General features: G+C 60.1%; 24 protein-coding genes. 12 read left to right on the forward strand and 12 right to left on the reverse strand.

Features of this window, described 5'->3' with window-relative positions:
• Positions 1-4 precede the first annotated feature (4 nt).
• The 3 genes from AB4Z24_RS12035 to AB4Z24_RS12045 form a co-directional block, all read right to left on the reverse strand.
• Entirely contained in the window at positions 5-646 is a 642-nt protein-coding gene (locus AB4Z24_RS12035; protein WP_441708406.1) for a Smr/MutS family protein, read from the reverse strand.
• Positions 643-1,782 (reverse strand): murein transglycosylase A, encoded by a 1,140-nt coding sequence (gene mltA / locus AB4Z24_RS12040; RefSeq protein ID WP_441708407.1) that lies wholly within the window; start codon positions 1,780-1,782, stop codon positions 643-645. The genes AB4Z24_RS12035 and mltA overlap by 4 nt, the downstream gene beginning before the upstream one ends.
• A gap of 223 nt (positions 1,783-2,005) precedes the next feature.
• Positions 2,006-2,761: a Tim44/TimA family putative adaptor protein gene (locus AB4Z24_RS12045; RefSeq protein ID WP_441708408.1), complete on the reverse strand. Its 756-nt coding sequence runs from the start codon at positions 2,759-2,761 to the stop codon at positions 2,006-2,008.
• Positions 2,762-3,044: 283 nt separating this feature from the next.
• Here AB4Z24_RS12045 and AB4Z24_RS12050 point away from each other — a divergent pair, with 283 nt between their 5' ends.
• Positions 3,045-3,575 carry an FxsA family protein gene (locus tag AB4Z24_RS12050; RefSeq protein WP_441708409.1) on the forward strand — a complete coding sequence of 177 codons (531 nt, stop codon included), beginning with the start codon at positions 3,045-3,047 and terminating at the stop codon, positions 3,573-3,575.
• A 110-nt stretch (positions 3,576-3,685) separates the two neighbouring features.
• Positions 3,686-4,192, forward strand: a complete 507-nt coding sequence (gene secB, locus AB4Z24_RS12055) for a protein-export chaperone SecB (protein WP_441708410.1) — start codon at positions 3,686-3,688, stop codon at positions 4,190-4,192.
• Positions 4,193-4,233: 41 nt separating this feature from the next.
• On the opposite strand, the gene dnaQ is transcribed toward secB, so the two are convergent.
• The 5 genes from dnaQ to AB4Z24_RS12080 form a co-directional block, all read right to left on the reverse strand.
• Positions 4,234-4,950, reverse strand: a complete 717-nt coding sequence (dnaQ, locus tag AB4Z24_RS12060) for a DNA polymerase III subunit epsilon (RefSeq protein ID WP_441708411.1) — start codon at positions 4,948-4,950, stop codon at positions 4,234-4,236.
• An 83-nt stretch (positions 4,951-5,033) separates the two neighbouring features.
• Positions 5,034-5,651, reverse strand: coding sequence for a dephospho-CoA kinase (gene coaE / locus AB4Z24_RS12065; protein ID WP_441708412.1), 618 nt, complete (start codon positions 5,649-5,651; stop codon positions 5,034-5,036).
• Positions 5,648-6,478 carry a shikimate dehydrogenase gene (locus tag AB4Z24_RS12070; protein ID WP_441708413.1) on the reverse strand — a complete coding sequence of 277 codons (831 nt, stop codon included), beginning with the start codon at positions 6,476-6,478 and terminating at the stop codon, positions 5,648-5,650. The genes coaE and AB4Z24_RS12070 overlap by 4 nt, the downstream gene beginning before the upstream one ends.
• Entirely contained in the window at positions 6,475-7,086 is a 612-nt protein-coding gene (locus AB4Z24_RS12075; protein ID WP_441708414.1) for a Maf family protein, read from the reverse strand. Before AB4Z24_RS12075 ends, AB4Z24_RS12070 begins: the two co-directional genes overlap by 4 nt.
• Positions 7,079-7,930 carry a pyruvate, water dikinase regulatory protein gene (locus AB4Z24_RS12080; protein WP_441708415.1) on the reverse strand — a complete coding sequence of 284 codons (852 nt, stop codon included), beginning with the start codon at positions 7,928-7,930 and terminating at the stop codon, positions 7,079-7,081. The genes AB4Z24_RS12075 and AB4Z24_RS12080 overlap by 8 nt, the downstream gene beginning before the upstream one ends.
• A gap of 472 nt (positions 7,931-8,402) precedes the next feature.
• Here AB4Z24_RS12080 and hemE point away from each other — a divergent pair, with 472 nt between their 5' ends.
• The 3 genes from hemE (at position 8,403) to rho (ending at position 11,448) form a co-directional block, all read left to right on the forward strand.
• A complete protein-coding gene (gene hemE, locus AB4Z24_RS12085) occupies positions 8,403-9,437 on the forward strand; it encodes a uroporphyrinogen decarboxylase (protein WP_441708797.1) in 1,035 nt (344 codons plus the stop codon).
• A gap of 3 nt (positions 9,438-9,440) precedes the next feature.
• Positions 9,441-9,980, forward strand: coding sequence for a protoporphyrinogen oxidase HemJ (hemJ, locus tag AB4Z24_RS12090; RefSeq protein ID WP_441708416.1), 540 nt, complete (start codon positions 9,441-9,443; stop codon positions 9,978-9,980).
• Between the two features lie 202 nt (positions 9,981-10,182).
• Positions 10,183-11,448 (forward strand): transcription termination factor Rho, encoded by a 1,266-nt coding sequence (gene rho, locus AB4Z24_RS12095; RefSeq protein WP_045834775.1) that lies wholly within the window; start codon positions 10,183-10,185, stop codon positions 11,446-11,448.
• Between the two features lie 83 nt (positions 11,449-11,531).
• On the opposite strand, the gene AB4Z24_RS12100 is transcribed toward rho, so the two are convergent.
• The 3 genes from AB4Z24_RS12100 to AB4Z24_RS12110 all read right to left on the reverse strand — a co-directional run bounded on the left by AB4Z24_RS12100 (position 11,532) and on the right by AB4Z24_RS12110 (position 15,390).
• Entirely contained in the window at positions 11,532-12,137 is a 606-nt protein-coding gene (locus tag AB4Z24_RS12100) for a nucleotidyltransferase domain-containing protein (RefSeq protein ID WP_441708417.1), read from the reverse strand.
• A 159-nt stretch (positions 12,138-12,296) separates the two neighbouring features.
• A complete protein-coding gene (locus AB4Z24_RS12105; RefSeq protein ID WP_441708418.1) occupies positions 12,297-13,265 on the reverse strand; it encodes a sterol desaturase family protein in 969 nt (322 codons plus the stop codon).
• Positions 13,266-13,359: 94 nt separating this feature from the next.
• Positions 13,360-15,390: a thioredoxin domain-containing protein gene (locus AB4Z24_RS12110; RefSeq protein ID WP_441708419.1), complete on the reverse strand. Its 2,031-nt coding sequence runs from the start codon at positions 15,388-15,390 to the stop codon at positions 13,360-13,362.
• Positions 15,391-15,464: 74 nt separating this feature from the next.
• Here AB4Z24_RS12110 and mnmE point away from each other — a divergent pair, with 74 nt between their 5' ends.
• From mnmE to coaA, 7 genes are all read left to right on the forward strand, one after another.
• Entirely contained in the window at positions 15,465-16,778 is a 1,314-nt protein-coding gene (mnmE, locus tag AB4Z24_RS12115) for a tRNA uridine-5-carboxymethylaminomethyl(34) synthesis GTPase MnmE (protein WP_441708420.1), read from the forward strand.
• Positions 16,779-16,900: 122 nt separating this feature from the next.
• Entirely contained in the window at positions 16,901-18,856 is a 1,956-nt protein-coding gene (gene mnmG / locus AB4Z24_RS12120; protein WP_441708421.1) for a tRNA uridine-5-carboxymethylaminomethyl(34) synthesis enzyme MnmG, read from the forward strand.
• Positions 18,856-19,524, forward strand: a complete 669-nt coding sequence (gene rsmG / locus AB4Z24_RS12125; RefSeq protein ID WP_441708422.1) for a 16S rRNA (guanine(527)-N(7))-methyltransferase RsmG — start codon at positions 18,856-18,858, stop codon at positions 19,522-19,524. Before mnmG ends, rsmG begins: the two co-directional genes overlap by 1 nt.
• A 4-nt stretch (positions 19,525-19,528) precedes the next feature.
• Positions 19,529-20,374, forward strand: a complete 846-nt coding sequence (locus AB4Z24_RS12130; protein WP_441708423.1) for a ParA family protein — start codon at positions 19,529-19,531, stop codon at positions 20,372-20,374.
• A 59-nt stretch (positions 20,375-20,433) separates the two neighbouring features.
• Positions 20,434-21,312, forward strand: coding sequence for a ParB/RepB/Spo0J family partition protein (locus tag AB4Z24_RS12135; protein WP_441708424.1), 879 nt, complete (start codon positions 20,434-20,436; stop codon positions 21,310-21,312).
• Between the two features lie 115 nt (positions 21,313-21,427).
• Positions 21,428-21,760, forward strand: a complete 333-nt coding sequence (locus AB4Z24_RS12140) for a phosphoribosyl-ATP diphosphatase (RefSeq protein WP_441708425.1) — start codon at positions 21,428-21,430, stop codon at positions 21,758-21,760.
• Between the two features lie 38 nt (positions 21,761-21,798).
• Entirely contained in the window at positions 21,799-22,776 is a 978-nt protein-coding gene (coaA, locus tag AB4Z24_RS12145; protein WP_441708799.1) for a type I pantothenate kinase, read from the forward strand.
• A gap of 120 nt (positions 22,777-22,896) precedes the next feature.
• Here the strand turns inward: coaA and AB4Z24_RS12150 are convergent, their stop codons facing one another.
• Positions 22,897-23,289, reverse strand: a complete 393-nt coding sequence (locus AB4Z24_RS12150) for a hypothetical protein (RefSeq protein ID WP_441708427.1) — start codon at positions 23,287-23,289, stop codon at positions 22,897-22,899.
• Positions 23,290-23,371: the final 82 nt, after the last annotated feature.

Below are 23,371 nucleotides of genomic sequence, written 5' to 3' on the forward strand. Positions count from 1 at the left end.
CGAACTAGAGTCGGTTCTTCGAGCGAAGATGCACGTAGATGGCGCCTTCGCCGCCGTGCTGAATGGCGGCGGCCGTGAAGCTGACGACGATGGCCCGCAATTCGGGTTCGTCGAGCCAGCGTGGAACGTTGCGCTTGAGAACACCGCGCTCCCGCTCGCTGTAAACCTCTTCCGAATGTCCGCCGTTCGTCTTCCCCTTGCCGGTGATGACGAGGACGAACCGCAACCCTCGTCTTTGGCAGCTGAACAGAAAACGGCGAAGCTCCGCGTGGGCCTCGTCCTGGCGCATGCCGTGCAGATCGACGCGGGCCTCGATATCGGCGCGGCCGCCGCGCAATTTCCTGACGCTGTTGCGATCGAAAAGCTGAAGCTCCGGTGTTTTCGCGGCCACAGGCTTCGCTGGCGAAACGCCAGGAGGCTGAGGATGCGCGGCACGAGCCTTGACGGGCGGCCTCTCCGATTCAGGGCCAGGCTTCGGCCTCGGAACACCTGCCTTGACCGCATCGCTCGCCGGATGGAAACGAGGCTTGCCGCGTTTCAAGGGTTCGATTGTCGCCGCGGTATGCCGCCAGATGTCTTGATCGGGATCGCTGTCTTCGCTTGGGCGGCGCCCTTTGCCGCCGCTATGGCCGTGTTGCTTCTTCACGGTCCCCCGCTCACGGTTTTATGCGCGTGAGAACGATCGATAGGCAGCAGCGCGTAAAGATGGCCCGGTTGCTTCGTAATTCCGGCAAGCCGCCCCGCCTTGTCACCGGAGCCAAAGTATATGTCGCCGCGCTCCGATCCCTTGATCGCCGAGCCGACGTCATGCGCGATCATCAGCTGGTGAAATTGCCCCGACGGGGTCGCGTGATTCAGTTGCGGAGCATCGACATAGATCGGCGTGCCGATCGCATAGTAGGACGTATCGACGGCGAGGCTTCTGAGAGGCTGCAGCGGTATGTTGTTGACGCCGATCGGAGCTTTTGCCTGTTCGCCCGTCAACTCTTTGAAGAAGACATAGGAATGATTTTTCCGCATCACCGGTATCGCCCGGGCTTTGTCGGCCTTTAGCCACTTCTTCAAAGTCTTCAACGACATTTCGTCCGCCGTCAGATGGCCGTCATCGATCAGAACGCGTCCGATTGACGTATAGGGATAGCCGTTTTTTCCGTCATACGTAATCCGGACTTTGTCGCCGTTCGGAAGTTCGATGCGGCCCGATCCCTGCACTTGCATGAAGAAGGCATCGACCGCATCCTTGAGATAAAGAAGTTCAAGGCCGAGGCCGGCAAGTCCGCCCTCCTCGATCTCGGAGCGCGTGAAATAGGGCTCGAGACCGCGGCTGGTTTTGCGCTTGTGCGTAAGGGCAGCCGACTTGGCACCACGCTCGCTTTCCGGAACCATATTCACGAGGTCCGGCGGCCGCCGGTAGATCGGCACTTTGAAGACCTCGTCTGGCGTTCGCGATCCCTTGATCACCGGCTCGTAATATCCGGTCAGCAATCCTGGCTGATCGCTTCCGGTTACGCGGTTGGGCCGAAAATGCGCCTCGAAAAACGTCCGCGCACCCTCGATCGTTTGCGGAGTCTTTGACTTTGCAATCGCCATCGCCCGCGCGCAAATATCGAGAAGCTCTTGCGGCGAACCTGCGCTGCCGGGCTTCGCATCCTTGGGCCCGGCCTTCAACACCGGCCCGCACGAAACAAGAAATGCATTCCAGGCCGCAAGATGATTGTCATCCCGCCAACCGGGAAGATCGTCGAACGAAATTGGCTCGAAGGAAATCGAGCTCGGTGTCATCGCAGGCGAAGCTTTGCTCTGAGAACTGTTGGACGACGTAACGGCGAATGCAGGAGCACCGCTAATCTGCATCGCTGCGAGACAGAATACCAGTGCTTCGAATGGGCCCGTTTTCACAGAAGTTGGGCCAAGAGCCCGTACGACACTTGGCCCACGCATTGCGCTCATCCGTGTGTTGCGGCATTCGCAGCTCCACGGTCACATCACCACTTTTAATCTTTTGTTAATTTGGGGCCTGAGTTGCAACCAATCGCCAGTTCAGATTGCTGCGCGCCTTGGCGCTCGAGATATCGCGGCTGAACGTCCAGATATCCGTCACGTCTTTTATCTTCTGCGCGTCGCCTGCGATAACCTCACCCGTCTTGTCGCGGGTTGCCGAGATGAGTTCGCTGAGGAAGCGCACCGTCACCGACGCGACGCCATTCTTGAGCTCGGCTTCTACGATATCGGCTTTCCGGATGCCGACGAACTGCTGTTCAATCGTCTCTCCGCGGGCTTCGCGCTCCGCAATAGCGGCGGTGAATCCGTCGTAAACCTCTCGGCTCAAGAGATCCTTCAACGCCTTGCGGTTGCCGTCCGCAAACGCGGAAACAATCATCTCGTAAGCCCGGCCGGCGCCAGCCAGGAAGGCGTCGGGATCGAAACTCGGATCGACATTCGCGATGTCGAGAAAACCTGTGGTGACGGACGGATCTGAAACGGGATAGGCCCGGATCCGCGCCTCGACGTTCGCCGGTGCGGTTTCGGGCGCAGGCGCGGGCGCCAGTTGTTCCCGGTCACGCCGCGGCATCGTGATGACGTCGGCCGAAGCCGTTTCCGCGGCAGGACGCTGTCCCGCTTCCCGCTCACGCGTTTTCAGACGCTCGACACGCTGTTCGTCGTCGTCGGTACGATGACCAAGTACGCTCCGGAGCTTGATGATCGCCGCAACCGCCACGATGATGGCAATCAAGGTAATAAGATCGAATTGACCGTTCATTCTTAAGGTCAGCGCCTCCGGGTGGAACAGAATGCCAGTAAGGCTTGTGCGTGATTGCCCGCCACCGTAGCACCTATCTAAGGGCGCGGACGGGCTATTTGAAGATGAAACCTCTATAACACCTAAAGCCTTTCGCGTCTGCCGCCTGTCGCCGCTGGCCAAATTGGCAAATTTTTGGGGCGGACAATGTGAATATCGTTGATCGCCAGGGGCTGCTTCCCGATGGTCGTTGGCCGCCAGCGACCATCCGCGCTAAGGTGCCGCAATAGTTTTGCGAGCCCTTATGTCTCAACCCTTCAAAATCGCCGTGATCCTGGCGTTCGCGGCACTGCCGCTGCTGGAAATCGGGTTGCTGATCCGCCTGGGGCAGGTGATCGGCATCTGGTGGCTCGCTGTGATCGTCATCGGCACCGCCGTCCTCGGAACCTATGTCATCCGCCGGGTCGGCCTCTCCGTTTTCGAGCGCGCGCTATCGCGGCTGGGAACGGAACGCGAAGGCTTCCCGCCGCTCTTCGATGGGTTTTTGCAGGTTCTCGCCGGCCTGCTGCTTATTTTTCCCGGTGTGATCTCGGACATGCTCGGCCTGTTCCTGCTCGTTCCCCAAATCCGCCACCTCGTCATTCGAACCGGACTTTTGAAACTCGTCACGCTGTTTCACTATCAGGCCGAGGTGAGCCGCGAGACCTTTCGCGCAACCTCCGGGGAAACCCCGACCGACGGCGAGGGTATTGTGATCGAAGGCGAATACGAACGCGTCAGCGAAAAGCCCTTGCATCAGGCCAAAGCGATGCAGCCGAGACGTTATCGCTCCTGACGTCAAGTTGAACGCCAACGAGCCGCGTCTCTCCATTGCGCGTGCGAGTACGCCGTGCTAGCGACCGCGCTCGGATTTCTCAACCAAATGCACAGCTTGAAGAGGGCACGATGGCCGACCAGGGAAAGAATGGAAACGGCGCTGCCGCAACGGAAGCACAGCTCGGCCAGAACCCCATTCAAGCCAAGATCGTCAACCAGTACATCAAGGACCTGTCGTTCGAGAATCCGAACGTCCATAAGCTGATCACGGGTGCCGGCGATCAGCCGACCCTCAAGGTCGAGGTCAACGTCGGCGCTCAGAAGCTCGACAACGACCTTTACGAGTCCGCTATCGAGTTCAAGGCAACCGCCACGAACAACCTCGGCACGATCTATGTGCTCGAAACGGTCTACGCTGGCCTGTTGAAGGTCGAAAAAATGCCGGAAGGCGCGTTGGAGCCATTCCTGCTGATTTCCGGCCCGGCGATGATCTTCCCGTTCCTTCGCCGCCTCGTCGCCGACATCACGCGCGAAGGCGGGTTCCCGCCGCTCTTCCTCGATCCGATCGATTTCGGTGCGCTTTACGTTCGCCGCCAGCAGCAGCAAAGCCAGGGATCGGGCAAAGCCCTCGCCTGAGCGAGAATTCTTCTCGGTGGAATTCATTACGCCGGCGCTATTCAGCTTGCCGGCGTATTGCCCCAAAAATTCAGCCACAGCGCTGACGTCTTCATTTTTTCGACGAACGAGCGGTGAGCGGCGATATCCGCTTCGCCGATCCGCGCCGATAGCGCCGCGGGCCGAACCATCGCAGCACCGCGCCGCGCGCCGCCACGCTGGCCGGTCGACGCATTGGCGCTCGACGACTGCAGACCAAACGTTGCTTGCCGCTCGCCGAGCAGCTCGACATAAACTTCGGCGAGAAGCAAACTGTCGACAAGCGCGCCGTGCTTCGTGCGCTGGGAATTGTCGATCGAATAGCGCTTGCAAAGCGCATCGAGCGTGTTGGGGCCAGCCGGATGCCGGCGCCGCGCAATAGCGAGCGTATCGACCACGCGATCGAAGCTGAGTGCCTTCTCGCCGACGAGACCCAACTCGAAATTCAAAAACATGATGTCGAACTGGGCATTGTGAATGACCAGCACATCTTCGCCGACGAACGTCAGAAATTCCCGCACCACATCGCGAAACAGCGGCTTGTCGAAAAGGAACTCTGTCGAGATCCCGTGAATTTCTTGCGCTTCGCGAGGAACGTCGCGTTGCGGATTGATGAAACGGTGGAACTCTTTACCCGTCGGAATGCGGTTGATCATTTCGATGCCACCGATTTCGATCAGGCGATGACCCTTCTTCGGATCGAGACCCGTCGTTTCGGTATCGAGTACGATTTCACGCATTGAGATCAGTCCCCCGCCGGCCAAAGCGTTTTCAAGCGAAGTGGATACCGGTTCGCGTGAAGAAAACGCGACAGATAAAAAGTTTAGCGCCAGAACTTATCGTAAGCCGTGGCGCTGAGTGGCAGGAGCTTAGTGATAACGCGGTCGATTTGGCTGTTACAGTTTTCGACCGATCCGTTGGTGTCCACAACGAAATCGGCGCGCGATTGTTTTTCGTCCTCCGGAAGCTGCCGCGCAACCACGGCCTCGAACCTGGCGTCCGTCATCCCCGCGCGCGCCAGCACCCGCTCGCGCTGCAGCTCGGGCGAGGCCGTAACGACGACGATGGCATCGACATGCTCGTCGCGACCGCCCTCGAAGAAGAGCGGAATTTCAAGAACCGCCATCGCGGCACCGTGCGTCTTCTCCTCTTGCAGGAAGCGGCGCTCCGCCTCATGAACGTGAGGATGCACGATGGCTTCGAGATCCTTGAAGCGCTTGGGATCGGCAATGAGTTGCTCTGCGAGCTTGCTGCGATCGACCGCTTGATCCGTGATCGAACCCGGAAACGCCCGTTCGATCTCCTCGTTCAGCGGCCCTGAATAAAGCCGGTGAACTTCCGCGTCCGCATCGAAGACGGAGATACCGCGCGCACGGAACCGCGCCGCCGCGGTCGATTTTCCCATACCGATCGACCCGGTCAAACCAACGACAAGCATCATGCCTCTCGAATATTCTCTGCAATCAAATTGTAGAGTTCGCGCGTGACTTCGGGCCGAACCCCAAACCACTTCTCGAAGCCCGGCACCGCCTGGTGCAGCAACATTCCGAGACCGTCTACGCCGGTGAGCCCATATCGGCGCGCCGAGCTTAACAACGGAGTTTCCAACGGGACGTAAACGATGTCTGCGACAACCACGTCTCTGCCCGCCCTCGAAAAATCTATTTCCGGATCGCCCACCCCGTTCATTCCGAGCGTCGTTGTATTGACGACCACCGAAACATCCGCAGTGTGATCATTACGGATATCCCAAGCCCAGGCCGTCACTCGCGCGCCGAAATGACGCGCAGTCGCCTCAGCCCGCTCGATCGACCGGTTGAAGACGCGGATGTCCTCGCGGCCGGCTTCCAAAAATCCATGGATCACAGCCCGCGCCGATCCGCCGGCGCCGAGGATCATGATCGGTCCCCGCGACGCCCGCCAATGCGGCGCCGACTGATCGAGATTGGCCATGAAGCCGTAGGAATCGGTATTGGCGCAGGCGAGCGCATCGCCCTCGAGCCAGAGCGTGTTCGCAGCCCCGACCGCCACTGCCGAAGATGACTTGATCTCCGCGAGCGAAAACACCGCTTCCTTATGAGGCACGGTGACATTGCAGCCTGCGAATCCGCGCTCCTTCAACGATCCGATGAACGCTTTTAAGTCCTCCGGCCGAACCGCCTCTTTCGTATAAGATCCCTCTATCCCATACGTGCGCAGCCAGAATTGATGGATGAGCGGCGAGCGCGAATGCGCGATCGGCCAGCCGATGACACAGGCACGCTTCATGCTGTGATCATCTGTTCTACACGGAGCCGCGCCAGAAGTGGCAGCAGCGGAATGCCGAGAATCGTGAAATAGTCCCCCTCGATGCGCTCGAAGAGCTGCACGCCGAGAGCCTCGAGTTCATAGCATCCGACGCTTCCGAGGATGCGATCTCCAGTCCGTTCGAGATAGGCACCGATGAATTCGTCGGAATAATCGCGCATCGTCATCCCGGCCGTAGAAGTCGTCTGCCAACGGACGTTTCCGCCCTGCGCCAGCGCCACCGCGGAAACGAGATCGTGAGTCCGCCCGCGCAGCATGGCGAGATGTTCGTGGGCTTCAGCGAGACTCGCTGCTTTTGCGAAGATCTTACCACCCAGCGCCAGCACCTGATCGGCGCCGATGACGAGAGCGTCGGGATGCGCGACAGAAACAACGCGCGCCTTTTCCGAAGCCAGCACGCTCGCGACATCTCCAGCTTCCGCGCCGGATGTCTGTTCGAGAATGGCATCGCGTATGGCGATTTCGTCAATTTCTGCGGGAATGACGTCGAATACGAGGCCCGCGGCTTTGAGCAACTCACGACGCGCCACACTGCCCGAGGCGAGTATCAACCGGCTTGCTTCAGACATTGGCTGGGTCCGTCTCCGGTTTTGACCCCGCCTTGCGGTCCTGCAGCAGCTTCAAGATCATCGTGGCAGATTCTTCGATGGATCGCCGCGTCACATCGATGATCGGCCAACCGTTTTGGGCTGCGATCTTTCGCGTGTAGGCGATTTCCGCCGATATCGTATCACGATCAACATAGGTTTCGAGATCCCGATCGGCCATCAGGATCGCGCGATTGCGCCGCACGTCCGCGATTCGATCGACATTTGCAATCAAACACACGACAAATGCGGAGTGCTGCCGAAACAATTGTTCCGGCAGCGGCACCTGCGGCACGAGCGGCAGATTGGTCGTCTTGTACCCGCGCTGGGCGAGATAGAGCGATGTCGGCGTTTTCGAAGTGCGCGAGATTCCGAGCAGCACGATATCGGCGTCGCTGAGATTGTCCGGCAACCGGCCGTCGTCATGCGCCATCGTGAAATTCATGGCATCGATGCGCCGGAAGTAATCGGCGTCGAGCACGTGCTGGCCCGCAACCGTCGGTGTTTGCGGCGCGCCGAGATAGCTCTCGAACACCTGCATGATGGGACGCAACACCGCGAGGCAGGGAATCTTGAGCCGCTGGCAATGTTGCTCGAGCTCGTCCGCAAGCTGCTGGTTGACGATCGTATAAAGGACGATGCCCGGTTCCGCCTCGATGTCGGCCAGCACACGCTTCAGCTGACGCTGCGTCCGCACCAGCGGATGCATATGCTCAATCGCGCGGATATTCTGATATTGCACCGTCGCCGCTTTCGCGATCGCCACCAACGTCTCACCGGTCGAATCTGAGACGAGGTGCATCTGGAACAGGCTTGGCAGCGTCATGACATCGATCTCTTGCGACTGACGGGCGGCAGCCTGTTCAAAACCCTAGCCTTATCCCCGAACCCGGTGGACCTCATTCGGGTTGAGAGAACAACTATCGGCTCACCCACGGCGATACCCACATCCGGGCAAAAGGGAAAGATGTTGTTCGACACACGGCCGTCCCAAGGAACAACCGTGCCCTCCAGCCTCTGTCCGGCGGTTTTCAACAAGGCGTTCCTCCCGGTTGTCGGTGCAGATCATTCGCAAGCCATTGATTAATGGACGACTTGGCCCCCTATTGCGCGCAAGGCTCAACAGACACTATCGGTCGTGCTACACGGCCAGACTGACTAAGACCTTGTGGACGGACTGTGGACGATCAAGCGATCCCCACTCCTCGCTGCCCTAAGAGTCAAAAAAATAAACTTCAAGAAAATCTATCTGATTTGAAGTGAAGGAAAGAACTCCGTTGCGTGACCTGAACGCCAAGCTGCCCACGAAGCACTTCCTGACACCGTTTTCGGGCAATGCGGTTCAGCCCCCTCCCGTTTGGCTCATGCGCCAAGCCGGCCGCTACCTGCCGGAATACCGCAAGGTCCGGTCAGATGCCGGCAGCTTCCTCGACCTCTGCTACGCGCCGAAGCTCGCCGCCGAAGTGACGCTGCAGCCGATCCGGCGCTACGGCTTCGACGCCGCGATCCTGTTTTCCGACATCCTCGTCGTTCCCGACGCGCTCGGCCAAAGCGTCCGCTTCGCCGAAGGCGAAGGCCCCCGTCTCGATCCCGTAAAAACGGTTGCCGACCTCCGCCGACTCGACCTATCGAACACCCACTACAAGTTCGCAAAAGTTTGCGAAACGGTCGCGCTGCTCAGCAAAGAGCTGCCGCGCGAGACGGCTTTGATTGGATTTTGTGGGGCACCTTGGACCGTTGCGACGTACATGGCCGAAGGCCGCGGATCGAGCGATCAGGCCGCAGCGCGCAGCTGGGCTTACCGAGACCGCCAAGGTTTTTCCGAACTCATCGGCCTGCTGACCGAAGCCTCGATCGTCTATCTCTCGGGTCAGGTGGACGCCGGCGCCAACGCACTGCAGATTTTCGACAGCTGGGCGGGTAGCCTCGCCGAAGACGAATTCGAGCGCTGGGTGATCGCGCCGACAGCCCGCATCGTCGCCGAAATCCGCCGCCGCCATCCGCAAGTCCCCATCATAGGCTTTCCGCGCGGCGCCGCCGCCCTTCTGCAGAAATACATCGATGGCACAAACGTCGATGGCGTGAGCTGCGATACATCCTGCCCGTTGAGCGTCATGCAGGCGATCGCGAAAACCGGCAAAGTCGTGCAGGGCAATCTCGACCCACTCCTCCTTGTCACCGGCGGTGAGGCGCTCGATGCCCGCGCCAGCGCAATCTGCCAGGCGATGGCGGGCTTGCCGTTCGTATTCAATCTCGGCCATGGCATCGTGCCCGAAACACCGCCCGAGAACGTTGCCCGGCTTGTCCATAGGATCCGCGAAACGGGAAACTAGAAAATGTCAGACGCGCCTTCTGCCTCGTCTCTTGCCGCCTCCCCCGGCCGCCGCGCCGCGCTCGCGCTGGCGGTAACGGTTGTCCTGGCTGCGGCGTTCGTCTTCATCGTTCCTGGCGACGCCTATCTCTGGCTCAAAGCCTTCCACGTCATCGCGGTCATCGCCTGGATGGCCACCATGCTCTATTTGCCGCGGCTATTCGTCTATCACGCCGAAGCGCCGGTCGGCTCCGCCCAGGCTGAAACCTTCAAGCTGATGGAAGCCCGGCTTTTGAACATCATCGCGACGCCCTCGATGATCATCGCCTGGGCCCTGGGCCTATGGCTCGCGACCAGCGCCCACTACTGGTCCGCGCCTTGGTTTCACGCCAAAATTACGCTCGTCCTCCTGCTTTCCGGGTTGCATGGCTACCTTTCGGCATCGGCCCGGGCCTTTCGTGAAGACCGCAACACGAAACCCGCGCGGCACTGGCGGATTATCAATGAGGTCCCGGCAGTGCTGATGATCGGCATTGTCATCCTTGTGATTGTAAAGCCATTTTGAGACTTTCCAGATCCGCGCCGATCTGCTATGGAAAAACAGTCCTCATAGGATTTTGGCAGACGGCACGTTTCGACGTTTTGATGCGTCAACGCCCGCCGGTTCATGACGAGGCGCCCGCCTTGTCGCCGTCATGCCAGGCTCATTCATCCCACCTCACCACCCGATGCCGCTCAGATGCGGCGCTCCGTGGAGTTCTTTTTCAATGAAGCAAATGAAGCTCGAGGATTTGAAGCGGAAATCCCCCGCCGAGCTCGTCACCTTTGCCGAAGAGGCCGGTGTCGAGAACGCCTCGACCCTGCGTAAGCAGGAATTGATGTTCGCAACGCTGAAGCAGCTCGCGACCCAAGAAACCGAAATTACCGCGACCGGTGTCGTTGAAGTCCTGCAGGACGGCTTCGGCTTTTTAAGGTCGCCAGACGCCAACTATCTGCCCGGCCCCGATGACATCTATGTCTCGCCCTCGCAGATCCGCCGCTTTGCCCTCCGTACCGGCGATACCGTTGAAGGCCAGATCCGCTCGCCGAAAGATGGCGAACGCTACTTCGCCCTCCTCAAGGTCTCGAACATCAACTTCGAAGACCCCGAGAAGGCCAAGCACAAGAGCCACTTCGACAACCTGACGCCGCTATATCCGACGCAGTGGCTGAAACTCGAGATCGAAGACCCGACCATCAAGGACCTGTCGTCCCGCGTGATCGACATCGTCTCGCCGCTCGGCAAAGGCCAGCGCGCCCTGATCGTCGCCCCGCCGCGCACCGGTAAGACGGTTCTTCTCCAGAACATTGCCCACTCGATCACCGCCAATCATCCGGAATGCTATCTGATCGTCCTGCTGATCGACGAGCGGCCGGAAGAAGTCACCGACATGCAGCGCAACGTCAAAGGCGAGGTCATCTCCTCGACGTTCGACGAGCCGCCGTCACGGCACGTTCAGGTGTCGGAGATGGTCATCGAGAAAGCTAAGCGTCTTGTTGAGCATAAGCGCGATGTCGTCATCCTGCTCGACTCGATCACGCGTCTAGGTCGTGCCTACAACACTGTCGTTCCGTCTTCCGGCAAGGTTCTGACCGGCGGCGTCGACTCGAACGCCCTGCAGCGCCCGAAGCGCTTCTTCGGTGCGGCCCGCAACATTGAAGAAGGCGGCTCGCTGACCATCATCGCGACGGCCCTCATCGATACCGGCTCGCGCATGGACGAAGTGATTTTCGAAGAGTTCAAGGGTACAGGCAACTCGGAAATTATTCTCGACCGCAAGGTCTCCGACAAGCGCGTCTTCCCGGCGATCGACGTCTCGCGCTCGGGCACGCGTAAGGAAGATCTGCTGGTTCCGAAGGACCAGCTCAAGAAGGTCTACGTCCTCCGCCGCATCCTCAACCCGATGGGCACCATGGACGGCATCGAGTTCCTCATCGACAAGCTGCGCTCGACCAAGACCAACGGCGAGTTCTTCCAGTCGATGAACACGTAAAGTATCTACAAGTGATTCACGTGAAAAAGGCCGCCCAATCGAGCGGCCTTTTTTGTTGGAATAATATTGCTTCTCGTCAGCCTTTAGAGAACGCCAATCCAGGCGTGGCCGGGATGCTGACGCTCAAGCCACGATCTCAGTTGAATGCGTTCAGCCGCTGTCAGTTTCTGCAACGCGGCGTCGAAATCGAAGTCGTCCTTTTGCCGGCGGTACTTTGCTTTGAATAGGAGGACTGCCACCGGGCTAAGATAGGGGATGGACGTTTCGGTTGTTCGCGTAATCTCGGTTCGAGGGCATGTAATCGCCGGGTCTCGCTTATAAACCCATGTCGCAGATGTTCCGCGTTCGATCATCATGTCGGCACGCCAGCATTGTTCGTCGCGATCCCAGCACCAAAGCTGCCATACGGTCGGCGAAAGATCGGCGTCGTCGGGGAACCGCTCGATGATGCCGTCGGATGCTGAGAAAAGCTCAAGACCATTTAATGCTCGCCGAAAGTGAGGAAGATCGCCAGGCAGGATCGTAAACTCGAGGTCGTCATGCTCGCGGGTCTGACGGCCATGCCAGAGATCAAGAGCCCACCCGCCGACAACGCACCACGGTGCAGAGATGCCACGCAATCGTTGTGCGAGGTCTTGAGGATGCCAGCAGGACCAGGCATCCTGATCGACGTCTCCTTCGCGGACCATTAGTCGTAGTTCCTTGCGACGAGGATCGAGGCATCGAAGCTTGTTATGGGCGGCCTCATAGGCCGTACCAGTCGACACTTTACCGACAGTAGGTCATGGCCGCGCTGAGGGTATTTCGTTGTTGAGGGTGTTGGACCCAATCGGAGCCGGACTGAAAGCCTACTCCGCCGCGTGAATGATCTGCTCGCGCGCTTCCTGCGCCGGCGTCTTGGCGGCGAGCTTCTTGTAGCGCTCGGGCTCACCCTTGCCGGGCTCGTAATAGAACGGCAGCAGCAGCTGCTCGACATAGCCCTTCGGGAAATTCGGCAGCTCGTCGACGCCCATATCCTTGGACGTGATCTCGCGCTTCGGCTTGTCGCTGAACGTACCGAGCATCCTGTCCCAGATCGTCAGCAGCAGGCCGAAATTGCAGTCGCCTTCGGTACCCCAATTGACGTGATGCATGTGATGCAGGCGGCCGATCGATAGATGTTTCTGCAGCGGTCCAAGCCGCGCATCGACATTCGAATGCTGCACGATCAGCGTCACCGAGATCACGAAGCCTAGCACCACCGCGACCGGCACGGGCATGCCAATGATCACGAGCGGCATGTTGCCGACCACCATATCGATAACCTGATGGATGGGGTGGCGAATGACGCCATTGTAGCCGTAAAGCCGACCGACACCGTGATGGACGGCATGCAGCCTCCATAGCGGCGCATAACGGTGGCTGAGGTAGTGCATCATCATGAAGGCGAAGTCGGCAACGACGAACGCGATCAGCACCTGCGTCCACATCGGCCAATGCGTCGGCCAAATGCCCTGGAACGGGAACAGCCAGCAGATGACCGGGATCAAGAAGACGCCATTCATCGCCGACAATTCGTAGGCCGCGATGTGCGCGGTATTCGCGCCCATGTCGCCATGCGCGTTGTGGTCGTTCCACTCATCAAAGAAGGGCGCAATCTTCTCGGCCGCGAACGAAGTTGCATAGGCCATAGCCAGCAACGGGAGCAGCCAGAGGTATGCCCAGTGATTTCCTTGGGCGACGACCAATTCGCTCACGACCCAATAGGCGGCGAAGGTCAACCCGAACATCATAAAGGGGGCGTAGCCGTAGCGGACGACTTCCCGGAGATATTTCATGCGGCGCGGCCTTTCTACCCGACCTCTATATCGTTCAGAGGCTGTTTCAGCCAAGCGTTTGAACTCTGGGACGTTTCAACGCGGTAAAGAGTCATTAGAAAGTTTCAGTCGCCGATCTTGCCGCACGCAGTCGCGCGCGAAATTCATGCTGCTCCTGCAAAGGCGTGCTGCAGGTTGGCCCGACGCACACGTAAGCCATTGATTTGCCGCCGATGCTCGCTTTTCCGGCGAGCGGCGATTGGCTGGATAGACTGGGTGCCGCAGCCGAAATGAATTCCAGGGCTCCCGGCAACGACACCCGATAAAGCTCCGTTCCGAGAATATTGTCGCTGCCAATCACAGCAACTTGAACCGGACGATCCAGATCGAGTTCCGCCGCGATAAGACCGCAGTGGCCGGTCGGAACGCGCGCGACTGCGCCCGCAAATGCGCTAACCAACTGCCGCGCCCGATTGTCGTAACGGCTGTCGCCGGTGACGGCCGCAAGCGCGATCAAGTTTGAAAGCTGGATGGCGTTTGCACTTGGGACGGCATCATCCGTCGCCGTCTTGAGGCGGACCACAACATCCGTCGTATCGTCGGCCGCAGTGAAATATCCGCCGCTCTCGCTATCGGAGTAATGCTGATCGAGAACATCGGTCCAGCGCTGGGCCTGGGCGAGATAGCTTTCCGATTGCGTCGCGCTGAATAGCCGGAGCGCGGCCCATGTCATGTTCGCATAATCCGACGCGGTGGCCGGTGCTTTCGCGAGACCCGCGCGATAGGAATGAAAGAGACGATCGCCACCGGCGGCGAGCTTCGTCGTGATGCACGTGAAGGCGCGCTCCGCGAGCGCAAGCCATTCCGGTTTTCCAAACACCACCGCGGCGCGCGAAAGTGCAGCGATCATCAGACCATTCCAATCGGCGAGGATCTTGTCGTCCCATCCCGGTCGCACGCGCGCCGCGCGCCGCTGAAGAAGCTTCGCGCGCAGTACGGCGAGACGCGCTTCCTCGTCTTCTGAAAGCAGTGCCAGCGAGTCGAGCCGATTGAGGATCGTGTGTCCTTCGAAATTGCCGTCGGGCGTCACGCCGTAAACGCGATTGAAGAATCGAGCATCATCGGCGCCGAGAACCTCAGTGATTTCCTCCGCGCTCCAGACGTAGAACTTGCCTTCTTCGCCTTCGCTATCGGCATCGAGAGAAGCCGCGAAACCGCCCGCTTCGCCGATCATCTCACGCTCGAGCCAGGCGACCGTCTCGGCGATGCGGATCTTGAAGAGAGGTTCCTGCGTCTCGCGCCAAACCTCCGTCATGAGATCGATCAGCAGCGCATTGTCGTAGAGCATCTTCTCGAAGTGCGGGACGAGCCACAGCTCATCGACGGAATAGCGTGCGAAACCTCCACCGAGATGATCGTAGATACCGCCTTGCGCGATATGGCGAAGCGTCGTCACAACGGCGTCTTTCGCGCGCTGATCGTCGAAACGAATGGCGCCACGCCACAACAGCCAGAAGATATTCCATTGCGGAAACTTCGGCGCGCCGGAGAGCCCACCGTGCTCACGATCGACGGCACGCGCGATGCGCTGAACGAGATCACGAACGTCAAGACGAGGCACGTTCGCGTCGCCGTTCGCGACGCTGTCGTCCTTCAACGAAGCAATGAGCGCTTCAGTATTCTTGCGCACATTGTCGGGCTGATTTTGATAGGCCTCCGAGATTCGCAGAAGCACCGTCACGAATGCCGGACGTCCGTATCGTGATTCACGTGGAAAGTACGTTCCGCCCCAGAACGGTTTCGCGTCGCTGTCGAGAAACATTGTCAGCGGCCATCCACCCTGCTCGCCGAGCCGGTGCAGCGCGCCCATGTAGATCGCATCGATATCGGGGCGCTCCTCGCGATCAACCTTGATGTTGATGAAGAGGTTGTTCATCACCTCCGCCGTCGCCGGATCTTCAAAGCTCTCATGCGCCATCACATGGCACCAGTGGCACGCAGCGTATCCAACGGAGAGCAGGATCGGCATTCCCGTTCGCTTGGCTTCGGCAAGCGCTTCCGGACCCCAAGCCCACCAATGCACCGGGTTATCCTGGTGCTGTAGAAGATAAGGGCTCGTCTCATACTTCAGGCGATTTTCGGTCACTTGGCACCTGTCGGCGTTAGGAGGGATATCGTGATCGAGTTGCGGTCGTCGCCGTCTACGAGTACGCGAAGCCAATGAAAGAGGCTTCAACGATCTTCGCGCTTTCGAGCGCTCCAGGACGTGCCGGTGTCGCGGTCATTCGCGTATCAGGTCCCGCCGCCCGGACGACGCTCGAAATGATGACGGGACCACTGCCGGAACCACGCTTCGCAGCCTTCCGCACCATTAAGCATCCGAAGACCGGCGACGTGCTCGACAGGGCCGTAGTTATTTGGTTCGCCGCGCCAAAAACCGAAACAGGCGAAGATATCGTCGAGTTCCAGGTTCACGGCAGCCGCGCCGTCATTGCCGCCTTGCTGTCCGCGCTGGGAGAGATCGCCGGTTGCCGTCTCGCCGAACCTGGCGAATTCGCCCGTCGTGCATTCGAGAACGGAAAGCTCGACCTCGCCGAAATCGAAGGCCTCGCCGATCTCATCGAAGCGGAAACCGAAGCCCAGCGCCGCCAGGCGCTCGCCCAGACAGCTGGATCTCTCTCGAAACTCTACGACGGCTGGCGAACCCGCTTGATCGAGATTGCCGCGCTGGTCGAAGCCGCAATCGACTTTTCCGACGAAGGTGACGTATCGGCGTCCGCCTTCAATGAAGCGCGAAAACGGGCGGAAACGTTGCAAAAGGAAATCGCCGCGCATCTCGATGACGGCCATCGTGGCGAGATTCTGCGCGAGGGATTCCGCGTTGCGCTTTTGGGGGCCCCGAACGCCGGGAAGTCGAGCCTGCTGAATGCGCTGGCCCGCCGCGACGCAGCGATTGTCTCGGCGGAAGCCGGAACCACGCGCGACGTTATCGAGGTTCGCCTCGACCTTGCCGGCCTCGCCGTCATCGTCTCCGACACCGCCGGCATTCGCGAAACCGCGAGCGACGTCGAACGCGAAGGCATCCGCCGCAGCCTTGCAGCCGCCCGCGACGCCGACCTGGTGCTGTGGCTAGCCGAAAATCCTGAATCGATTCCGCCACTTAATTTTTCACGTGAAACAAGTCTTGCAATCCGTTCCAAACAGGATCTTGCACTTGATTCCCGCTTTGACGGGCTCGCAGTCTCCGCCAAGACCGGCGCTGGCATCGACCAGCTCATCGCGGAGATCGCGAAGCGCGCCAGCGAAGCCGTAGGCTCTGCGACCGAACCCGCGCTGACCCGGGCCCGCCATCGGGAAGCCCTGGAAAATGCCCTCAATGATATTGGCGCCTTCCTTAACGGCCCCCCGGGTCCGATCGAACTCCGCGCCGAGGACGTGCGCCGCGCCGCTCACGCGCTGGGCCGGATCACCGGCCGAGTCGATGTCGAGGACGTCCTTGACCAAATTTTCAGTCGATTCTGCATCGGCAAGTGAGTCCAAAAGGTTTCACGTGAAATGATTCCCGGATTCGCAAGCCCCTATTTTTAGACTCCTGTGGGCAAAGACCGGCGACATACCGCCTTTTGCGCGTCCCCCGGATGCGCTAGGTCCTGGCCATGAACAGCACGTATGACGTCATCGTTGTGGGCGGCGGCCACGCCGGAACCGAAGCAGCCGCGGCTGCGGCGCGCATGGGCGCGCGAACGGCGCTCGTCACCCATGCCTTCGCAACGATCGGCGAAATGTCGTGCAATCCGGCCATCGGCGGCCTCGGAAAGGGCCATCTGGTCCGCGAAATCGACGCCCTTGACGGCCTGATGGGCCGAGTCGCGGACGCCGCCGGCATCCAATTCCGGCTTCTGAACCGCTCGAAGGGCCCCGCCGTCCATGGGCCCCGCACCCAGGCCGACCGCAGGCTCTACCGCCAAGCCATGCAGGCCGAAATCGCCGCGATTCCAAACCTCGAAGTCATCGAAGGCGGCGTCGAAGACCTGATTGTCATCGATGGCCGGGTCCAGGGCGCCATCACCGCTAATGGCCGCGAACTGCGCGCTGGCGCCGTGGTGCTGACGACGGGCACCTTCCTCAATGGCCTCATCCACATGGGCGAGCAGAAGATTCCCGCCGGCCGGGCCGGCGAAGCGCCCGCCCTGAAGCTCTCCGAACGCCTTTACGGCCTGGGCCTGAAACTCGGCCGCCTGAAGACGGGCACGCCAGCGCGCCTCGACGGCAAATCGATCGATTGGTCAGACCTCGAAATGCAGAAGGCCGACGATGATCCGGTGCCGTTTTCGTTTCTGACCGAAGCGGTCACGACCCCGCAAATCGCCTGCGGGATCACCTACACGAACGAAGCGACGCACGAGATCATTCGCGCCAATCTCGCGCGTTCTCCTATGTATTCGGGCCAAATCGAAAGTGTCGGCCCGCGCTATTGCCCATCGATCGAGGACAAGGTCGTGCGATTCGCCGACCGCGCGGCGCATCAGATTTTCCTAGAACCCGAAGGCCTCGACGACGACACGATCTATCCGAACGGCGTCTCGACCTCGCTGCCGGTCGAAGTCCAGGAAGCCTTTCTGAAAACCATGCCCGGGCTGGCCAATGTCGTCATAAAGCGGCCGGGCTACGCCATCGAATACGACTACGTCGATCCCCGCGAGCTGACCCCGGGCCTCGAAGTCAAGCGCCTGCCCGGCCTATTCCTGGCTGGTCAGATCAACGGCACCACCGGGTACGAGGAAGCCGGCGCCCAAGGCCTTCTCGCGGGGCTCAACGCCGCCCTGACCGCCAGCAAAACGACCCGCGATTCAACCTCCAGTGATTCACGTGAAACGGATTCACGTGAAACAGGAGCGACAATTATCGAGGATTCACGTGAAACGTACGCCATTTCGCGGACGGCCGGCTACCTGGGCGTGATGGTCGATGACCTCATCACGCGGGGCGTTTCCGAGCCCTATCGGATGTTCACGTCGCGGGCGGAATTCCGGCTGAAGCTCCGCGCCGACAATGCCGACCAGCGCCTGACGCCCGAAGGCATCGCCCTCGGCTGCGTTGGCCCCGAGCGCCGCCGGAAGTTCGAGACCAAGGCCAAAGCGCTCGCCGAGGGCCTCGATCTCCTGAACCAGCTCTCGCTGACTCCGACCGAAGCGGCTCGCCACGGCCTCACCGTCAATCGTGACGGCCGGCGCCGTACCGCCTTCGATTTGTTGGCTTTTCCCGAAATCTCGCTCGACCGCCTGAAATCCGTTTGGCCCGAAATCGGCAACATCGCGCCGCGGATCGCCGACCAGCTCGAAGTCGATGCCCGCTACGCCGCCTATCTCCGCCGCCAGGACGAGGACGTCGACCAGCTGAAGCGGGACGAGGCCGTTCGCATTCCCGATGACTTTGATTACGCCACCATTCCGAGCCTTTCGGCCGAGATTCGCCAGAAACTGGCGCGTCACCGCCCCTCGACGATTGCCCAGGCCGGCCGCATCGAAGGCATGACGCCCGCCGCGCTTCTGACCCTGCTTGCCCGCCTCAAGGCGGCCAAGAGCGGCAAACGCGACCGCAAGAGCGCCTAATGGCGTTGTCAGGCATCGACACGCCGGAAGAGTTTCAGCGCCGGTTCGAAGTTTCCGATGAAATCCGAGAAAAACTGGAGACGTACGCCGCGCTCCTGAAGCGCTGGCAGAAAACCATCAACCTCGTCGCCCCGAGTACGCTTGACGAGATCTGGCACCGCCATTTTGCGGATAGCGCCCAGCTTTGGCGCTACCGCCCGGAAAACACCCAGGAAAGTACCCAGACTTGGCTCGATCTCGGCTCCGGCGCCGGCTTTCCAGGCCTCGTCCTGGCGATCATGGCTTCCGAAACCGGCGGCACGCGCCACATACTGGTCGAGAGCGACAGCCGAAAGGCCGCATTCATGCGCGAAGTCGCCCGCGAAACCCGCGTTGCTGTGGACATTCTGGGCATGAGGATCGAAAATCCCGAGACTCAGGCTAAGATAGGCAAGGCCGACTGCGTTACCGCGCGCGCTCTTGCACCACTCTCGCGACTGGTCGAGATCGCGGCACCTTATTTTGCGTCTTCTACGCTTGGCATGTTCTTGAAGGGCCGTGACGTTTCGGCCGAACTCGAGAACGCAGCTCGAGACTGGCAGTTTGCCTTTGAGCTGATTCCAAGCGTTACGGAAGAGGCCGGCCGCGTTGTGTTGCTCAAAGCGTTGAACCCAAGGACGGAGGGATAAACCCGTGGCCGGCTACGTTTCAGGCACGGGCGGTGCGAGCGCGGGACCGCGCGTCGTTGCTGTCTCCAATCAAAAAGGCGGCGTCGGCAAAACGACGACGGCGATCAATCTCGGCACCGCGCTGGCGGCCGTCGGTGAACGGGTTCTCATTCTCGACCTCGATTCCCAGGGCAACGCTTCGACCGGTCTCGGCGTCGACATCGAGCAGCGCTTCAAGACGACATTCGACATTTTGACCGGCAACGTAGCCATCCTCGATACCGTCCTGAAAACGGCGGTCCCGAATCTCTTCATCGTGCCGGCGAACAGTGATCTCGTCGGTATCGACGCGGCGCTTGCAGCCGACCCGAACAAGGCGTTCAAGCTCCGCGACGCTATCACGGCAATGATCGGACATCTGCGCGCCCGCGATGCGGACCAGCAATTTACGTATGTGCTGATCGACTGCCCGCCGTCTCTCAATCTGCTGACGCTCAACGCCATGTCCGCGGCGCACGCGGTACTCGTGCCGGTTCAGTGCGAGTTCTTCGCGCTCGAAGGTATTTCGCAGTTGAAGGACTCCATCGAGCAGATCCGCGCGACGCTCAATCCGCGTCTCGAAATTCAAGGCGTCGTCCTGACGATGCACGACGCGCGCACGTCTCTATCGCGCGAAGTCGCCGACAACGTTCGCGCCTTCTTCGGCAACAAGGTCTACGACACCGTTATCCCGCGTAATACGCGCATCGCCGAGGCACCGTCGCACGGCAAGCCCATCCTGCTCTACGACTACGATTGCCCCGGGAGCCAGGCCTATATCCGGCTTGCGACCGAAATCATGGAGCGCGAACGGCGATACAAGGCCGCTTAAACAGCTAGAAAAACGCCGGATCAAAACGACAAACCGACAAGCAGGGGACTGATAAGCAGATGAACTCGATGGTGCCGAAGAGCCGCCTGGGCCGTGGCCTTGCCTCTCTCATCGGAGAACCGGCACCCCTCGGACATCGCCTTCCGCCCGAGGGCGAGCAGCGCATGGTCTCGATCGCCGAGGTCAAATCGAGCCCGCTCAATCCGCGCAAGGATTTCCGCGACGATGAACTGGCGGAGCTGGCGGAATCGATCCGCACCAAAGGTCTCGTCCAACCGATCGTCGTCAGGCCGAACGGAATGTCGGGCGGCTACGAGATCGTCGCTGGCGAACGCCGGTGGCGCGCGGCGCAGAAGGCCGGGATGCACACCATCCCTGTGATCATCCGCGAGCTCACCGACCGCGAAGTCCTCGAGCTTGCGATCATCGAGAACGTCCAGCGCCAGGATTTGAACGCCATCGAAGAAGCGTCGGGTTATCGCGAACTCGTCGAGCGCTTCGATTACAGCCAGGAGCAGCTCTCCGAAATCATCGGCAAGAGCCGCAGCCACGTGGCCAACACGCTCCGGCTGTTGAAGCTCCCCACCCCCGTCCAGTCGCTCGTCCAGCAGGGCCAGCTGACGGCAGGTCACGCCCGCGCTCTGATCGGCCGTGCCGACGCTGAATCGCTGGCGAAGAAGATCATCGACGACAGCCTGAACGTCCGCGACGTCGAGGCCCTCGTTCAGCAGACCTTTGGCCAAGAGGGCTCAACCGGCGGCAACCGGCGTGCGCGCGATAAAGATGCCGACACGAAAGCCTTCGAGAAAGAGCTGACCGATCTCTTAGGGCTTAAGGTCGAAGTCCGGCGCGGCTCGGGCGAAACCGGCACCCTCACGATCCGCTACGGCAACTTCGACCAGCTCGACTACATCCGCCAACGCCTTGGCGGAGGTTGAGTTTTTAAGCTTTCTGTCGCAATTTTAGAGCCGCCGCTTGACGCACTCGCGGCGGCTTGATGCTGTGCGCGCCAAGGGGCTCGTGCGCTCGAGCCCAATAGCACGAGACACAAAGATGAGTGATGTGAATACGTTGGAGCGTCTTGCCGCGCTCGTCCACTCGCGGCGTTCCGACACGAGTGGAAAGTCATATACATCTCAACTGTTGACCGCCGGCACCGAGCGCTGCGCCAAGAAGTTCGGCGAAGAAGCGGTGGAGGCCGTCATTGCCGCGTTGGGAACCGACACAGCGGCGCTCAAGGCAGAAGCGGCGGACGTGCTTTATCACCTCCTCGTCCTGCTCGAATCCCGCAACGTCACTCTTCAGGAGGTCCTGAAGGTTCTGGACGGTCGCATGGGCACTTCGGGACTTGAAGAGAAGGCCTCCCGGACCCGAGGCGCATCGTGAAAACGCGCGCCGCGGCCCGCAAGAAGGCAAAGGCGCAACTGCCGGCGGAAGCGCCCGGCGAAGCGCGCCGTCCAGAGGGTGTCCCCTTTTCCCCCTACCGCGTCTTTACGCGGGAGGAATGGGCGAGACTTCGTGCCGATACGCCGATGACACTGAAGCCGAATGAGCTCGAGCAGCTCTCGGGCATCATCGAGGAGCTTTCGGTCGACGAGGTCGAGCAGATCTATTTGCCCCTGTCGCGCCTTCTCAATCTCTACGTCGCGGCTGCGCAGAAGCTGCATTCGGTCAGCTCGGAATTCCTCGGGCGCAAAGATACGAAAGTCCCCTTCATCATCGGCGTCGCGGGGTCCGTCGCAGTCGGCAAGAGCACGACAGCGCGTGTCCTGCGGGCGCTTCTGGCGCGTTGGCCTGACCATCCGCGCGTCGATCTGATGACGACTGATGGCTTTCTCTATTCCAATGCCGAGCTGCAGCGCCGCGGCCTGATGGAGCGGAAAGGCTTTCCCGACAGCTTCGACACGGAACGGCTCTTGCGCTTTTTGGGCGACGTCAAATCCGGCGTCTCGCGCGTCGCGGCGCCTGTCTATTCGCACTTCCAATACGATATTCTCGCCGGTCAGGAAGTGTTTGTGGAGCAGCCCGATATCCTCATTATCGAAGGCCTGAATATTCTCCAGCCCGCCGACATGCCGAAAGACGGCGGCACCATTCCATTCGTTTCGGATTTCATCGATTTCTCGATCTATATCGATGCCGATCCGGCGATCATCGAGAATTGGTATTTGACGCGTTTCATGCGTCTCAGAAGCACCGCGTTTCGCGACCCCGGCGCCTACTTTCACAAATACGCGACGCTTGCCCCCGACGAGGTACGCCGCATCGCGCTGAAGCTATGGCGCGAGATCAACCTCAAGAACCTCGAAGAAAACATCCTTCCAACGCGCCGCCGCGCCCAGCTCATTTTGCAGAAGGGCGAAAGTCATCGCGTCGAGGTGGCGTCGCTGCGCAAGCTCTGAGCTGGGTTTCGCGCGCGAAAAGGCAAAAAAAATGGACCGCTTGGGGAAGCGGCCCGCGAGTGATCACAGGATAAGTTCAGAAATCGAATTGTCGGAATGGGCCGTCTTTGCGCAAAGGGCTCAACGACCGTGTAGCATCGCCTGAGGCGTTGCCTCGGGGGAAAGCCCCGCCGCGGCCGGCGTGGTCCCACGAAGGTCTTTTGCGAGTTCGATGCGCGTCTTCAACGAAAAGACTTTGTATTTATCGCGCAGGCGGCGAATCGCCGATGGGTTCGAATATCCCATCAACCGTATAGCGGTGGTCGGTCTCAATTCCGGATGTACCCTCAGCAACTCGTCCAACCGTGCAATACGGTCGCTATCATCGATGCCGGTACCTTTCGGGCGGCCGCGGCGAAGGGGAGAGTGAAGCATTTTGAGCGAACCTCGAAACGAAGCGATTCGTTGGTTTCGAGATTGCTGGAATATATTCGTCAATTCCAGGGAGAATAAATTCGAGTCCGTATTGGACACGTTTCACCCCCTATATATTCTCCATCTGAACGCCATTCAATCAGAATTGGCATTTCCGGAATTGTCGAAATAGGCGGTTGTA

The organism is Hyphomicrobium sp. 2TAF46, assembly GCF_052114865.1.
In the GTDB taxonomy this organism is placed as follows: Bacteria; Pseudomonadota; Alphaproteobacteria; order Rhizobiales; family Hyphomicrobiaceae; genus Hyphomicrobium_B.